This window comes from Pseudomonas sp. SR18, assembly GCF_023701505.1.
In the GTDB taxonomy this organism is placed as follows: domain Bacteria; phylum Pseudomonadota; class Gammaproteobacteria; order Pseudomonadales; family Pseudomonadaceae; genus Aquipseudomonas; species Aquipseudomonas cyclaminis.
On record NZ_JAMQAU010000020.1, the window covers coordinates 95,688 to 109,114 of the forward strand.

Consider the following 13,427-nt stretch of genomic DNA (forward strand, 5'->3'; position numbering starts at 1 on the left):
ACTGGGTTAATCGTCGAGGCGCTCTTCTAGCTGGCGCACTTCGTAGGTGAGCTTGTCGAGGAACTGCATGCGCCGCATCAGGCGTTCGGCCTGCTCGCGTTGCGCAGCATCATCCCAACAGGCTGCGAAGCTTTCGTTGAGCTCATCCTGGGCCACTTTCAGACGACGCTTGAAGACAGCGACACCGGCCACGTCGGCTTCGTCGTGCAGTTCTTCGAGCTCTTCGCGCCACTGCATCTGCTGCATCAGAAAGTCAGGATCATGCACCGTGACTTCAATCGGCAACTCGCCACCGTTCATCGCAAGCAGGTATCGCGCGCGCTTGGGTGGGTTTTTCAGTGTCTGATAGGCCTCGTTGAGGCTGGCCGACTGTTCCAGGGCCTGGCGTTGCTCACGCTCGGAAGCGTCAGCGAAGCGGTCCGGGTGCACCCCACGCGCCAACTCTCGGTAGCGCGTGGCAAGCTGCTCAAGGTCCAGCCGAAAACTCGGCTGCAACTCGAATAAAGCGAAATGACAAGGAGTACCCACGAGTAGCCTCAGATGTTGAAGCTTTCGCCGCAGCCACACTCACCGCGTACGTTGGGGTTGTTGAACTTGAAACCTTCGTTCAACCCTTCCTTGACGAAATCGAGTTCGGTGCCGTCCAGGTAGGTCAGGCTTTTAGGGTCGATGATCACTTTCTCGCCGTGACTTTCGAACACCTGGTCTTCCTCTACCACCTCGTCGACAAACTCCAGCACGTAGGCAAGGCCGGAACAGCCCGTGGTGCGAACACCCAGACGAATCCCCTCACCTTTACCGCGCCCATTCAGGGAGCGGCGAATGTGCTGCGCTGCCGCTTCTGTCATGCTGATAGCCATCGTTGACTCCTTACTCGTCGCCAAATGCTTAGATCAAGCCTTTCTTCTGCTTGTAGTCGCGAACGGCCGCCTTGATGGCGTCTTCAGCGAGTACGGAGCAGTGGATTTTCACTGGCGGCAGGGCCAGTTCTTCGGCCAGCTGGGTGTTGCTGATAGTCACAGCCTCATCCAGGGTCTTGCCTTTCATCCATTCGGTCGCCAGGGAGCTGGAGGCGATGGCCGAGCCGCAGCCGTAAGTCTTGAACTTGGCGTCTTCGATAACGCCAGCTTCGTTGACCTTGATCTGCAGGCGCATCACATCGCCGCACGCCGGGGCGCCGACCATGCCGGTGCCGACATCAGGATCTTCCGCGTTCATCTTGCCGACGTTGCGCGGGTTTTCGTAGTGGTCGATGACCTTTTCGCTGTAAGCCATGGTACTGAATCCTCACTCATCAGGGCCGCTCTGGAACCCTGTAAAAACGTCTGCGTTTACCGCCACGTTCCTACAGAGCTTGGGTGGCGGCTTCTATATTTAGTGTGCCGCCCACTCGATCTTGGAAATATCGACACCGTCTTTGAACATGTCCCACAGCGGCGACAGAACACGCAGCTTGTTGACGGCTTCGCAGACTTTCTGCGCGGCATAGTCGACTTGCTCTTCAGTGGTGAAGCGGCCGAAGGTAAAGCGGATCGAGCTGTGTGCCAGCTCGTCGTTGCGGCCCAGGGCGCGCAGTACGTAAGAAGGCTCAAGCGAGGCCGAGGTGCAGGCCGAACCGGACGAAACCGCCAGATCCTTGAGCGCCATGATCAGCGACTCGCCTTCGACGTAGTTGAAGCTCAAATTCAGGTTGTGCGGTACGCGGGCGGTCATGCTGCCGTTGATGTACAGCTCTTCAAGATTCTCGACCTGCTTGTAGAAGCGATCGCTCAGGGCCTTGATGCGTACGTTTTCGGCAGCCATGTCTTCCTTGGCCACGCGGAAGGCTTCGCCCATGCCGACGATCTGGTGGGTCGCCAGGGTGCCCGAGCGCATGCCGCGCTCGTGACCGCCGCCGTGCATGGTGGCTTCGATACGTACGCGCGGCTTGCGGCTTACGTAGAGGGCACCGATGCCTTTAGGGCCGTAGGTCTTGTGGGCCGAGAACGACATCAGGTCGACTTTAAGCTTGGAGAGGTCGATGTCGACCTTGCCGGTGGACTGGGCAGCATCGACATGCAGCAGAATGCCCTTGGAGCGGGTCAGTTCGCCGATGGCTGCGATGTCGTTGATGGTGCCGATTTCGTTGTTCACGTGGATCACGGAAACCAGGATGGTGTCTTCACGCAGCGCGGCTTCAATCATGGCCGGGGTGACGATACCGTCGGTGGTTGGCTCAAGGTAGGTAACCTCGAAACCTTCACGCTCCAGTTGGCGCATGGTGTCGAGGACAGCCTTGTGCTCAATCTTGGTGGTGATCAGGTGCTTGCCTTTGGTCGCATAGAAATGCGCCGCGCCCTTGATTGCCAGGTTGTCGGACTCGGTGGCACCGGAAGTCCAGACGATTTCGCGCGGATCGGCATTGACCAGGTCAGCGACCTGGCGACGAGCGTTCTCGACCGCTTCCTCGGCTTTCCAGCCGAATACGTGGGAACGGGAGGCCGGGTTGCCGAAGTTTCCGTCAACCAGCAGGCATTCACTCATCTTTTGCGCGACACGCGGATCAACCGGGGTGGTCGCTGAGTAATCAAGGTAAATCGGCAATTTCATGGACTTTCTCCTAAATCAGGCTGGCTGGCGTGCCGTTAGCTCTTCGGCTGTCACTCGACGGCGGACGCTTCAATCTTGTCCAGACGCGGCGCCTTGGTGTTGCAACGGCGCTGGTCCTGACGCTGGGCTACTTCTTGCACCTCACGGCGAGTCACAAGATCAGCCAAGCTGATACCACTCAAAAACTCATGGATCTGCAGGCTCAAGTCACACCACAGATGGTGTGTCAGGCAGGTGTCGCCAGCGTGGCAGTCACCCAAGCCTTGGCATTTGGTCGCGTCGACGGATTCGTTGACCGCATCGATCACCTGAGCCACCTGGATGCCCTGCATATCGCGGGACAGCTGATAGCCGCCACCTGGCCCACGCACGCTGGAGACCAGATTGCTACGGCGTAATTTGGCGAACAGCTGCTCAAGATAGGACAGGGAAATGCCTTGGCGCTCGGAGATATCAGCCAGGGACACCGGCCCAGTTTGCGCGTGCAAGGCCAGGTCGAGCATGGCAGTCACCGCGTATCGGCCTTTTGTAGTCAGTCTCATGGACAATTACCAAGGTGTTTCAGAATGTGGGCAAGTATGCGATTCCCGAGTATTTAAGTCAACTATAAGACCTAGTACTTTAGTCAGGATTACCCGTAAAAAGGGCGCGCGAATCATAGCAGGATGGGGTGGGATCGAACAGCGCAACCAGGCCTGCTGCAAGACCACTGAGCCAATGGAGATCAAATGTGGGAGCTGGCTTGCCAGCGATAGCAGCCTAGTCAGTTAACTTATAGGCTGCTGGCCCACCGCAATCGCAGGCAAGCCAGCTCCCACAAGGGACCGCGCTCAGCCTGCCTTGGTGGTAGCGGCTTCGTCCTTGATTTCAGCAAAATCTTCTTCACGCAGTGAAGGCAAGTCTTTGGCACAGTACGGGCTGCCCAACTCCTTCAGCGCGCCGCACATACCGTCCAGCTTGCCGTCCACCGCTTGAAGATGGTCGAGCAACTGACCAATGGCACGAGCGACCGGATCGGGCATGTCTTCGCTGACACCGTAGGCATCGAAGCCGATTTTCTCGGCCATGGCCTTGCGCTTGGCTTCCTGCTCATCGCCCACTTCCGGCTTGACAATGATCCGACCGGGAATACCCACCACGGTGGCACCGGCCGGCACGGCCTTCGTAACCACAGCGTTGGAGCCGACTTTGGCACCAGCCCCCACCGTGAAAGGACCCAGCACCTTGGCCCCCGCCCCCACCACCACGCCATCTTCGAGCGTCGGGTGGCGCTTACCTTTGTTCCAACTGGTGCCGCCCAGGGTCACGCCCTGGTACAGGGTGACGTCGTCACCAATCTCAGCGGTTTCGCCGATAACAATGCCCATGCCATGGTCGATAAAGAAGCGGCGTCCCACCGTGGCCCCCGGGTGAATCTCGATCCCGGTCATCCAGCGACCAAAGTTCGACACCAGCCGCGCCAGCCATTTCCAGCCCATACCCCACAAGGCGCCGGACAGGCGATGGATCCAGATAGCGTGCATGCCCGGATAGCAGGTCAGCACTTCAAAGGCGTTGCGCGCCGCCGGGTCACGGTGGAAAACACTCTGGATATCTTCTCGCAAACGCTCGAACATTTTTAATCCTTCCGCTTAAGAAGCTCGCCACGGGCCGCTTTCTGGGTTTCCGTGAGGATGCCACGCAATATATTCATTTCCGCCCGACTTACCGAGCTGCGTCCGTACAACCGACGCAGGCGCGCCATCAAGTGCCGTGGTTTTTCAGGATCAAGGAATTCGATCGCCACCAGGGTTTGCTCCAGGTGCTCATAGAACCGCTCAAGTTCGTCCATGGTGGCCAGTTCGCCACTCTTCGTCGAAGCAACCTCTTCCTTCTCCATTTTGCTTGGCTGGCCGGCAGCCGCCAGCCACGCCATGCGCACTTCGTAAGTCAGCACCTGCACCGCCGCCCCGAGGTTCAGCGAACTGAACTCAGGGTCTGATGGGATGTGCACGTGGTAGTGACATCGCTGCAGCTCCTCATTGGTGAGGCCAGAGTCTTCACGACCAAACACCAAAGCGATTTCTGCGCCACCAGCCGCCTCTTCCACCACTTTGTTGCCGCACTCACGGGGATCCAACAGCGGCCAGGGGATACGACGGTCACGGGCGCTGGTACCGAGCACCAGGTTGCAGCCGACCAAGGCATCCTCCAAGGTGGCCACGACCTGGGCTTTTTCAAGGATGTCATTGGCACCGGATGCGCGGGCATCGGCCTCGTGATGCGGAAACACGCGCGGCTCAACCAGCACCAGGCGCGTCAGCCCCATGTTTTTCATGGCTCGCGCCACCCCACCGATATTGCCGGGATGACTGGTATTGACCAAGACGACACGAATGTTTTGCAGCAAGGGAGGCGCTCTCGGACACGGGAAAGGGGAGCAAATCTTACAGAACCGCCTAAGGTTATGCCATGAAAGCTAACGTCGTCCTTCACCTGAAGAAAGTTTCTGCTAGAATGCCCGGCTTTCTTTAACAACCTTAGGTGACACATCCATGCAGCCCATGCTGAATATCGCGCTGCGCGCCGCCCGCAGCGCCAGTGAATTGATCTTCCGCTCCATCGAGCGCCTGGATACCATCAAGGTCGACGAAAAAGACGCCAAGGATTATGTATCCGAGGTGGACCGCGCCGCCGAACAGAAAATCATCGACGCGTTGCGCAAGGCCTACCCTACCCACGGCATCCTCGGCGAGGAAACCGGCCTGCACAAAGGCAGCGGCGAAGGCGAAGACTACCTGTGGATCATCGACCCACTGGATGGCACCACCAACTTCCTGCGCGGCATCCCGCACTTTGCCGTCAGCATCGCGTGCAAATACCGTGGTCGCCTGGAACATGCCGTCGTCCTGGACCCGGTTCGCCAGGAAGAATTCACCGCCAGCCGTGGCCGTGGCGCCCAGTTGAACGGTCGCCGCCTGCGTGTCAGCGGCCGCACCAGCCTGGACGGCGCCCTCCTGGGTACCGGCTTCCCGTTCCGTGACGACCAAATGGACAACCTGGAAAACTACCTGGGCATGTTCCGCGCCCTTGTGGGCCAGACCGCCGGTATCCGTCGCGCCGGCGCCGCAAGCCTGGATCTGGCTTATGTTGCCGCCGGTCGTTTTGATGCGTTCTGGGAGTCGGGCCTGTCCGAGTGGGATATGGCTGCAGGCGCCCTGCTGATCCAGGAAGCCGGCGGTTTGGTGAGCGACTTCACCGGCGGTCACGACTTCCTGGAAAAAGGCCACGTCGTTGCCGGCAACACCAAATGCTTCAAGGCAGTGCTGACGGCGATCCAACCGCACCTACCGGCTTCGCTGAAGCGCTAAGCGAGCGAGCACAAAAAAGCACCCCAAGGGGGTGCTTTTTTATGCCCGGGATTTGAGCCAGACCCATGCATCAGCAGCAACACTTAACAAATGTGGGAGGGGACTTGCCCCCGATTGCAGTGGGTCAGCAAATAACTGGCTGACTGATCCACCGCTATCGGGGGCAAGCCCCCTCCCACACTTTGAAGCTCACAAGCGTTGAGGCCTGTGCCAGACTCAGATTACTGCTGGTTCTGACCGAGGATCAGACGACCCTCTTTGTCCACTGGAATCTGACCACCCGGATCACGATCCATGCGCACCGAACCTTCCTTGCCGTCAAGGTTGTAACGCACGTCATAACCAACAACCTTGTCGCTGATATCGTTGACGGTGTTACAACGGGTTTGCGTGGTGGTGTAGGTATCACGGTTCTGCATGCCTTCCTGAACCTTGTTACCGGCGTAACCACCGCCGACGGCACCGGCTACAGTGGCCAGCTTCTTACCGTTACCCCCACCGATCTGGTTACCCAGCAAGCCACCCGCCAGGGCGCCAACCACGGTACCGGCAATCTGATGCTGGTCCTGTACCGGACGCTGACGCGTCACGGCGACGTCCTTGCAGACTTCACGAGGGGTCTTGATCTGGGTTTTTACCGGCTGCACTGCCAGCACTTGCGCATACTCAGGGCCGCTTTTTACCAGGCTGTAGGTGGCGACAGCACCCCCGGCAGTCACACCGACAGCACCCAATACCGCACCAACCAGTAACGACTTGTTCACGTTGAACCTCCTGACCATCACAAACGGACCGAAAGATCCGCGCTATACCCAGCCTTGGAGCAAAAAAAAAGGCACGAGTTCAATACTCGTGCCTTTCTTGTAACAGCAGATCAACAAGCACCCATCAAGGGCGGTCGTCGACCTCCTTGCCAGTCGCGGCCGGAGGGATCAAGTCTTCGCTGTTGAGGTTCAGCCAGATCAGCACCACGTTGGCGATGTAGATCGACGAGTAGGTACCCGCCAGAACGCCAATGAACAGCGCCAGGGAGAAGCCCCACAGGTTGTCGCCACCGAAGATCATCAGCGCAGCGATCGCCAACAAGGTGGAGATCGAAGTCGCCATGGTCCGCAGCAGCGTCTGGGTCGTGGAGATGTTGATGTTCTCGATCAACGTCGCCTTGCGCAGTACTCGGAAGTTCTCACGAACCCGGTCGAATACCACGATGGTGTCGTTGAGGGAGTAACCAATGATCGCCAGCACAGCAGCCAGTACGGTCAGGTCGAAGGTGATCTGGAAGTACGCCAGAATACCCACAGTCACGATCACGTCGTGGATCAGCGAAACAATGGCGCCGACACCGAACTTCCACTGAAAGCGGAACGCCAGGTAGATCATGATGCCGACCAGCGCCATCAGCATGCCGAGGCCGCCCTGGTCGCGCAGTTCTTCACCCACTTGCGGACCAACGAACTCGACGCGCTTGACCGATGCCGGGTTATCGCCGCCAACCTTCTGCAAGGCCTCGGCAACCTGGTGACCCAATTGCGGGTCTTCGCCTGGCATGCGCACCAGCAGGTCGGTGGTCGCACCAAAGCTCTGCACGACGGCTTCGTGATAACCAGCCTTGACCAGTTCGTTGCGCACCAGGGTAACGTCGGCCGGCTTCTCGTAGGTCAGCTCGATGAGCGTACCGCCGGTAAAGTCCAGACCGTAGTTCAGGCCCTTATGGAACCAGCTGAACAACGCCAGAACGGTAAGGAGCACGGTGGCGCCGAACGCAATATTGCGAACGCCCATGAAGTTGATTGTACGTAACATGGCAGCCCCTTAAATCCACAACTTCTTGAAGTCACGCCCGCCAAAGATCAGGTTGACCATTGCGCGGGTCACCATGATGGCCGTGAACATCGAGGTAAAGATACCGAGGGACATAGTTACCGCAAAACCTTTGACCGGGCCGGTGCCCATCGCAAAGAGAATCCCGCCGACCAACAGAGTGGTCAAGTTGGAGTCGAGAATTGCAGTAAATGCCCGGCCGAAGCCTTCGTTGATTGCGCGCTGTACGGTCATGCCCGCCGCGATCTCTTCACGAATCCGCGAGAAGATCAGTACGTTGGCGTCAACCGCCATACCCATGGTGAGCACGATACCGGCAATGCCCGGCAGGGTCAGTGTTGCGCCCAGCAGCGACATCAGAGCCAGCAGCATCACCATGTTGCCCGCCAAAGCGACGGTGGCGATGACGCCGAAGAAGCGGTAGATGGCGATGATGAACAGCGAGACGAACAACATGCCCCACAGCGCAGCATCCACGCCTTTGGTGATGTTGTCCGCACCCAGGCTCGGGCCGATGGTACGTTCTTCAGCGAAGTACATCGGTGCCGCCAGGCCACCGGCACGCAGCAGCAGTGCCAGCTCCGAGGATTCACCCTGGCCGTTCAGGCCAGTGATACGGAACTGAGCACCCAGCGGCGACTGAATAGTCGCAAGGCTGATGATCTTCTTCTCTTCCTTGAAGGTCTGCACCGGCACGTCTTTCTCGACGCCGTTGACGACCTGCTTGGTGTAGGTGGTGACAGGGCGCTGCTCGATGAAGATCACCGCCATGCTGCGACCGACGTTGCTGCGCGTGGCGCGGCTCATCAGTTCGCCGCCATGACCATCCAGGCGGATGTTCACCTCAGGCGTGCCGTGCTCGCCGAAACCGGCCTTGGCGTCAGTTACCTGGTCACCGGTGATGATCAAGCCACGCTCGATCTGCGCCGGTGGACGGTTGCCTTCGCGGAATTCGAATTCCTCGGAAGTGGCGCGAGAAGCACCTGGCTCAGCCGCAAGGCGGAATTCCAGGTTGGCGGTTTTACCCAGGATACGCTTGGCTTCAGCCGTGTCCTGCACGCCTGGCAGCTCAACCACGATGCGGTTTGCGCCCTGGCGCTGAACGATCGGCTCAGCCACACCCAGCTCGTTGACGCGGTTACGTACCGTGGTCAAGTTCTGCTTGATGGAGTACTCGCGGATTTCCGCGATCTTGGCCGGGCTCATCGCCAGACGCAGTACAGCCTGACCATTCAGGTCAGCCGGTACGATGTCGAAATCGTTGAAGTTCTTGCGGATCAGCGCACGGGCCTGTTCGCGGGAAGCTTCATCGGAGAAGCCCAGCTGGATGGCACCGTTAAGCTGCGGCAGGCTGCGATAACGCAGCTTCTCTTTACGCAGCAGGCTCTTCACGTCGCCTTCGTAGACTTTCAGGCGCGCGTCGAGGGCTTTGTCCATGTCAACTTCCAACAGGAAGTGCACACCACCGGACAAGTCCAGACCCAGCTTCATCGGGTGCGCGCCAATGCTGCGCAGCCATTGTGGCGTGGTCTGTGCCAGGTTCAGTGCAACGACGTAGTCGTCACCCATGGCCTTGCGCACGACATCTTTTGCCGGCAATTGGTCTTCTTGCTTGGTCAGGCGCAACAAGCCGCCCTTCGCACCAGCTGCCAATGTTGCCGCTTTAACCTGGATACCCGCATCGGTGAGCGCTTTGCTCGCGCGGTCCAGATCAGCCTGGTTGACCTGCAACGAAGTGCTGGCGCCAGTGATCTGGATCGCCGGGTCATCAGGATAGAGATTGGGAGCGGAATAAATAAAACCGATCGCCAGCACCGCCAGGATCAGTACGTATTTCCACAGAGGGTATTTGTTCAGCATCACGCCGCCCGCTTATAACGCGGGGCGCCTTGCGCGCCCCGTCGATTGGTAAAGGTTGTTACTCAGATCGCTTTGAGCGTGCCTTTTGGCAGCGTGGCGGCGATGGCGCCTTTCTGGAACTTCATTTCTACGGTGTCGGAGACTTCCAGAACCACGAAAGCGTCGGAAACCTTGGTGATCTTGCCGGCGATGCCGCCAGTGGTCACAACTTCGTCACCTTTTTGCAGGCTGCCGAGCAGGTTTTTCTGCTCTTTGGCGCGCTTGGCCTGTGGACGCCAGATCATCAGGTAGAAGATGACCAGGAAGCCGACCAGGAAAATCCACTCGAAACCACCGCCCATAGGACCGGCAGCGGCAGGCGCAGCGGCGTCAGCCATGGCGTTAGAGATAAAAAAGCTCATTTAGCACTCCAGTTGCAAATAGTGAATCTTAGGGTCGGGAAACTCAGTCCAAGGGCGGCACAGGGAGCCCGCGCTTGGCATAGAAGGCATCGACGAAGGCGGCCAATGTACCCTGTTGAATAGCCTCGCGCAAACCAGCCATCAGGACTTGGTAATGACGCAAATTGTGGATGGTATTCAACATGCTACCCAGCATTTCCCCGCATTTGTCCAGATGGTGCAGATAAGCACGGGAGAAGTTCTGGCAGGTGTAGCAATCACAGGTGGGATCCAGCGGCGAATCATCATGGCGATGGAACGCGTTACGGATCTTCAGCACGCCTGTATCGATGAACAGATGCCCATTGCGGGCATTACGGGTTGGCATCACGCAATCGAACATGTCCACACCGCGGCGCACACCCTCTACGAGATCTTCCGGTTTGCCAACGCCCATAAGGTAACGAGGTTTGTCAGCAGGCATCAGGCCTGGCAAGTAGTCCAGCACCTTGATCATCTCGTGCTTGGGTTCGCCTACCGACAAACCGCCGATGGCCAGACCATCGAAGCCGATCTTGTCGAGGCCTTCCAGCGAGCGTTTACGCAGGCTTTCGTGCATGCCGCCCTGGACGATACCGAACAGCGCGGCAGTGTTGTCCCCGTGGGCGTTCTTCGAACGCTGGGCCCAACGCAGGGACAGCTCCATGGAAATTCGTGCGACGTCTTCGTCGGCCGGGTACGGCGTGCATTCGTCGAAGATCATCACAATGTCGGAGCCCAGGTCACGCTGCACCTGCATGGACTCTTCGGGCCCCATGAATACTTTGGAGCCGTCCACCGGCGAGGCGAAGGTCACGCCCTCTTCCTTGATCTTGCGCATGGCGCCCAGGCTGAACACCTGGAAACCACCGGAGTCGGTGAGGATCGGGCCTTGCCACTTCATGAAGTCATGCAGGTCGCCATGCTTCTTGATCACTTCCGTGCCCGGGCGCAGCCATAGGTGGAAGGTGTTGCCGAGGATGATTTCGGCACCGGTGGCGACGATGTCGCGAGGCAGCATGCCCTTGACGGTGCCGTAGGTGCCAACCGGCATGAACGCCGGGGTCTCTACGGTGCCGCGCGGGAAGGTCAGGCGACCACGACGGGCCTTGCCGTCGGTGGCCAATAATTCAAACGACATACGACTCATAAGGTTCCCTCTGGGCCGCGTGGCTCCGGATTGCGGGTGATAAACATCGCATCACCGTAGCTGAAAAAACGGTATCCATTGTCGATGGCAGCCTGGTAAGCGGCCATGGTTTCGGGATAACCGGCAAATGCCGACACCAGCATCAATAGCGTGGATTCCGGCAAATGGAAGTTGGTCACCAGGCAGTCGACCACATGGAACGGCCGGCCTGGGAAAATAAAGATATCGGTGTCGCCACTGAATGGCTTGAGTACGCCGTCGCGTGCCGCACTTTCCAGGGAGCGCACGCTGGTGGTGCCCACCGCCACCACACGCCCTCCACGCGCCTTGCACGCAGCGGCTGCATCGACCACAGCCTGACTGACTTCCAGCCATTCGCTGTGCATATGATGGTCTTCGATGTTATCCACACGCACCGGCTGAAACGTGCCGGCCCCCACGTGCAGGGTCACATAGGCGGTCTCGACGCCCTTGGCGGCAATCGCGTCCAACAACGGCTGATCAAAATGCAGCCCGGCAGTCGGCGCAGCTACTGCACCGAGGCGCTGGGAGTAAACCGTCTGATAACGCTCACGGTCCGAATCTTCATCAGGGCGGTCGATGTACGGAGGCAACGGCATATGGCCGACACGCTCCAACAGGGGCAACACTTCTTCGGCGAACTTGAGTTCGAACAGTGCGTCATGACGCGCGACCATTTCAGCTTCGCCACCGCCGTCGATGAGGATGCTTGAACCTGGCTTCGGCGATTTACTGGAGCGCACATGGGCCAGGACGCGATGAGTGTCGAGCACACGCTCCACCAGAATCTCCAGCTTTCCGCCGGAAGCCTTCTGGCCAAACAGCCTTGCCGGAATCACCCGGGTATTGTTGAACACCATCAAGTCACCTGGGCGTAAATGCTCAAGCAAATCAGTGAATTGACGGTGTGCGAGGGCACCGCTGACCCCGTCCAGGGTCAGCAGTCGACTGGCGCGACGCTCGGCCAAAGGGTGGCGAGCGATCAGCGAATCAGGCAGTTCAAAAGTAAAGTCAGCAACGCGCATGATGGGGTTCGTCTAGCAGGGCCCGGAAGTCTAGCGGAAATAGTGAAAATAGACCATGAAACGTGATTGACCAACGGTAATCTCATCTCTATACTTCGCCGCCATTGAGCCCTGATGGCGGAATTGGTAGACGCGGCGGATTCAAAATCCGTTTTCGAAAGGAGTGGGAGTTCGAGTCTCCCTCGGGGCACCATCTTAAAGAAAGACCTTGAATTTCAAGGTCTTTTTTTTCGTCTGCAAAAAAGTAAAAACATGTCGCCAGGGGGCCGCATAAGCGCTCAGAAGACCGGACCAGGCGGAAACCAACCCCAAGATAGTTACAAACCTTAAAAGCCAGTGAGCGCGCTTAGGAACCGCGAGAGTCTTGTGATGACTTAGCCTCCCCTTCTCACCCCTATCAGCACACATAAGCAAACGAGCGAACCTTGACTTGAATATGGTCAACCTCACCTACCGTATTGCCGTGGTATGAAGTCAGGTATCCGAGTCGGAACCAGGTTACCAACAGGGCAAGCACGGCTTCTTCAATCAGTTTATCGTCGTACTTCATGATCGCTGCTCCGCTCGTTCTTTGAATTCAAAGTAAACCCTGCCGACCATCAAGATGGACAGCACGTTGCGATACCGGCGAGCCGTTCCAGGACAATAAAGCTTCGCAATCCTCAACCGAAGACGCTGTCGGCAGCCACGCATATTTTGCGCCTCGACAACCTTGCGTCGCGCATGTGCCCAACAGCCTAAACGTTCGACACCGGATTACACAGCCAAGGCGTTCTCGGTCATCAGGTAGCCACGATAGCTTTCGAGCAAGCGCTACGGAACCTCGTGCGCCCGGTTAGTCGAGTAGTCAAACATGATAACGGGCTGATTCGGCTGCCCGTTGGCTTGCATCCACATCCAGGATTGGCTGGTCGACTCTCGACCCAGTTCTATCATCATCTGGACCCGCGTTTCGTCACAGTGGATCACCCAGCGCGCCGAGGTTTGGCGTGGAATATCGACGCCGTGGCGACACAGCACTTCGTTCATGTTTTGCGCGAGCGAACATTTGCGAACTTTTCGGCCGCCCAAAACAAAACCCCATCTGCTTTCGCAAATGGGGTTCTGGAATTTAATCTTGACGATGACCTACTCTCACATGGGGAAACCCCACACTACCATCGGCGATGCATCGTTTCACTACTGAGTTCGG

At 58.2% G+C, this 13,427-nt stretch carries 15 protein-coding genes, 1 tRNA gene, 1 rRNA gene and 1 pseudogene; 2 read left to right on the forward strand and 16 right to left on the reverse strand.

Annotation, left to right across the window (positions count from 1 at the left end; all coding sequences use genetic code 11):
• Positions 1-6: 6 nt before the first annotated feature.
• The 7 genes from hscB to trmJ all read right to left on the reverse strand — a co-directional run bounded on the left by hscB (position 7) and on the right by trmJ (position 4,978).
• A complete protein-coding gene (gene hscB / locus NDJ82_RS24180; RefSeq protein ID WP_099585619.1) occupies positions 7-528 on the reverse strand; it encodes a co-chaperone HscB in 522 nt (173 codons plus the stop codon).
• A gap of 8 nt (positions 529-536) precedes the next feature.
• Positions 537-860 carry an iron-sulfur cluster assembly protein IscA gene (gene iscA, locus NDJ82_RS24185; RefSeq protein ID WP_003209680.1) on the reverse strand — a complete coding sequence of 108 codons (324 nt, stop codon included), beginning with the start codon at positions 858-860 and terminating at the stop codon, positions 537-539.
• A 28-nt stretch (positions 861-888) separates the two neighbouring features.
• Complete coding sequence (gene iscU, locus NDJ82_RS24190) at positions 889-1,275, reverse strand: Fe-S cluster assembly scaffold IscU (protein WP_003209682.1); 387 nt, start codon at positions 1,273-1,275, stop codon at positions 889-891.
• Positions 1,276-1,374: 99 nt separating this feature from the next.
• Positions 1,375-2,589: an IscS subfamily cysteine desulfurase gene (locus NDJ82_RS24195; protein ID WP_112196678.1), complete on the reverse strand. Its 1,215-nt coding sequence runs from the start codon at positions 2,587-2,589 to the stop codon at positions 1,375-1,377.
• Positions 2,590-2,639: 50 nt separating this feature from the next.
• Entirely contained in the window at positions 2,640-3,131 is a 492-nt protein-coding gene (iscR, locus tag NDJ82_RS24200; RefSeq protein ID WP_003194020.1) for a Fe-S cluster assembly transcriptional regulator IscR, read from the reverse strand.
• A gap of 288 nt (positions 3,132-3,419) precedes the next feature.
• Complete coding sequence (gene cysE / locus NDJ82_RS24205) at positions 3,420-4,205, reverse strand: serine O-acetyltransferase (protein ID WP_250926441.1); 786 nt, start codon at positions 4,203-4,205, stop codon at positions 3,420-3,422.
• Positions 4,206-4,207: 2 nt separating this feature from the next.
• Positions 4,208-4,978 (reverse strand): tRNA (cytosine(32)/uridine(32)-2'-O)-methyltransferase TrmJ, encoded by a 771-nt coding sequence (gene trmJ, locus NDJ82_RS24210; RefSeq protein ID WP_099585622.1) that lies wholly within the window; start codon positions 4,976-4,978, stop codon positions 4,208-4,210.
• Between the two features lie 145 nt (positions 4,979-5,123).
• Here trmJ and suhB point away from each other — a divergent pair, with 145 nt between their 5' ends.
• On the forward strand, positions 5,124-5,939 hold the full coding sequence (gene suhB / locus NDJ82_RS24215; RefSeq protein WP_003175971.1) for a type III secretion system regulator SuhB: 816 nt from the start codon (positions 5,124-5,126) through the stop codon (positions 5,937-5,939).
• Between the two features lie 221 nt (positions 5,940-6,160).
• On the opposite strand, the gene NDJ82_RS24220 is transcribed toward suhB, so the two are convergent.
• The 6 genes from NDJ82_RS24220 to queA all read right to left on the reverse strand — a co-directional run bounded on the left by NDJ82_RS24220 (position 6,161) and on the right by queA (position 12,235).
• Complete coding sequence (locus NDJ82_RS24220) at positions 6,161-6,703, reverse strand: glycine zipper 2TM domain-containing protein (protein WP_003175972.1); 543 nt, start codon at positions 6,701-6,703, stop codon at positions 6,161-6,163.
• Positions 6,704-6,827: 124 nt separating this feature from the next.
• On the reverse strand, positions 6,828-7,742 hold the full coding sequence (gene secF, locus NDJ82_RS24225; protein WP_099585623.1) for a protein translocase subunit SecF: 915 nt from the start codon (positions 7,740-7,742) through the stop codon (positions 6,828-6,830).
• Positions 7,743-7,751: 9 nt separating this feature from the next.
• Positions 7,752-9,620, reverse strand: a complete 1,869-nt coding sequence (secD, locus tag NDJ82_RS24230; RefSeq protein ID WP_099585624.1) for a protein translocase subunit SecD — start codon at positions 9,618-9,620, stop codon at positions 7,752-7,754.
• Between the two features lie 62 nt (positions 9,621-9,682).
• Positions 9,683-10,021 carry a preprotein translocase subunit YajC gene (yajC, locus tag NDJ82_RS24235; protein ID WP_003175975.1) on the reverse strand — a complete coding sequence of 113 codons (339 nt, stop codon included), beginning with the start codon at positions 10,019-10,021 and terminating at the stop codon, positions 9,683-9,685.
• Positions 10,022-10,064: 43 nt separating this feature from the next.
• The gene (gene tgt / locus NDJ82_RS24240; protein WP_003175976.1) at positions 10,065-11,180 is read right to left on the reverse strand and encodes a tRNA guanosine(34) transglycosylase Tgt; all 1,116 of its coding nucleotides are present in this window, start codon (positions 11,178-11,180) and stop codon (positions 10,065-10,067) included.
• Positions 11,181-11,185: 5 nt separating this feature from the next.
• On the reverse strand, positions 11,186-12,235 hold the full coding sequence (gene queA, locus NDJ82_RS24245; RefSeq protein ID WP_250926442.1) for a tRNA preQ1(34) S-adenosylmethionine ribosyltransferase-isomerase QueA: 1,050 nt from the start codon (positions 12,233-12,235) through the stop codon (positions 11,186-11,188).
• A gap of 108 nt (positions 12,236-12,343) precedes the next feature.
• Between queA and NDJ82_RS24250 the strand changes: the two genes are divergently transcribed.
• Positions 12,344-12,428, forward strand: a tRNA-Leu gene (locus tag NDJ82_RS24250).
• Between the two features lie 204 nt (positions 12,429-12,632).
• Here NDJ82_RS24250 and NDJ82_RS24255 read toward each other — a convergent pair.
• The 3 genes and pseudogenes from NDJ82_RS24255 to rrf form a co-directional block, all read right to left on the reverse strand.
• Positions 12,633-12,785, reverse strand: coding sequence for a hypothetical protein (locus NDJ82_RS24255; RefSeq protein WP_191947275.1), 153 nt, complete (start codon positions 12,783-12,785; stop codon positions 12,633-12,635).
• A pseudogene (locus NDJ82_RS24260) lies at positions 12,782-13,255 on the reverse strand (IS66 family transposase); the annotation flags it as partial. The pseudogene NDJ82_RS24260 and the gene NDJ82_RS24255, both read right to left, overlap by 4 nt.
• Positions 13,256-13,350: 95 nt before the next feature.
• Positions 13,351-13,427 (reverse strand): 5S ribosomal RNA (rrf, locus tag NDJ82_RS27765); the annotation flags it as partial.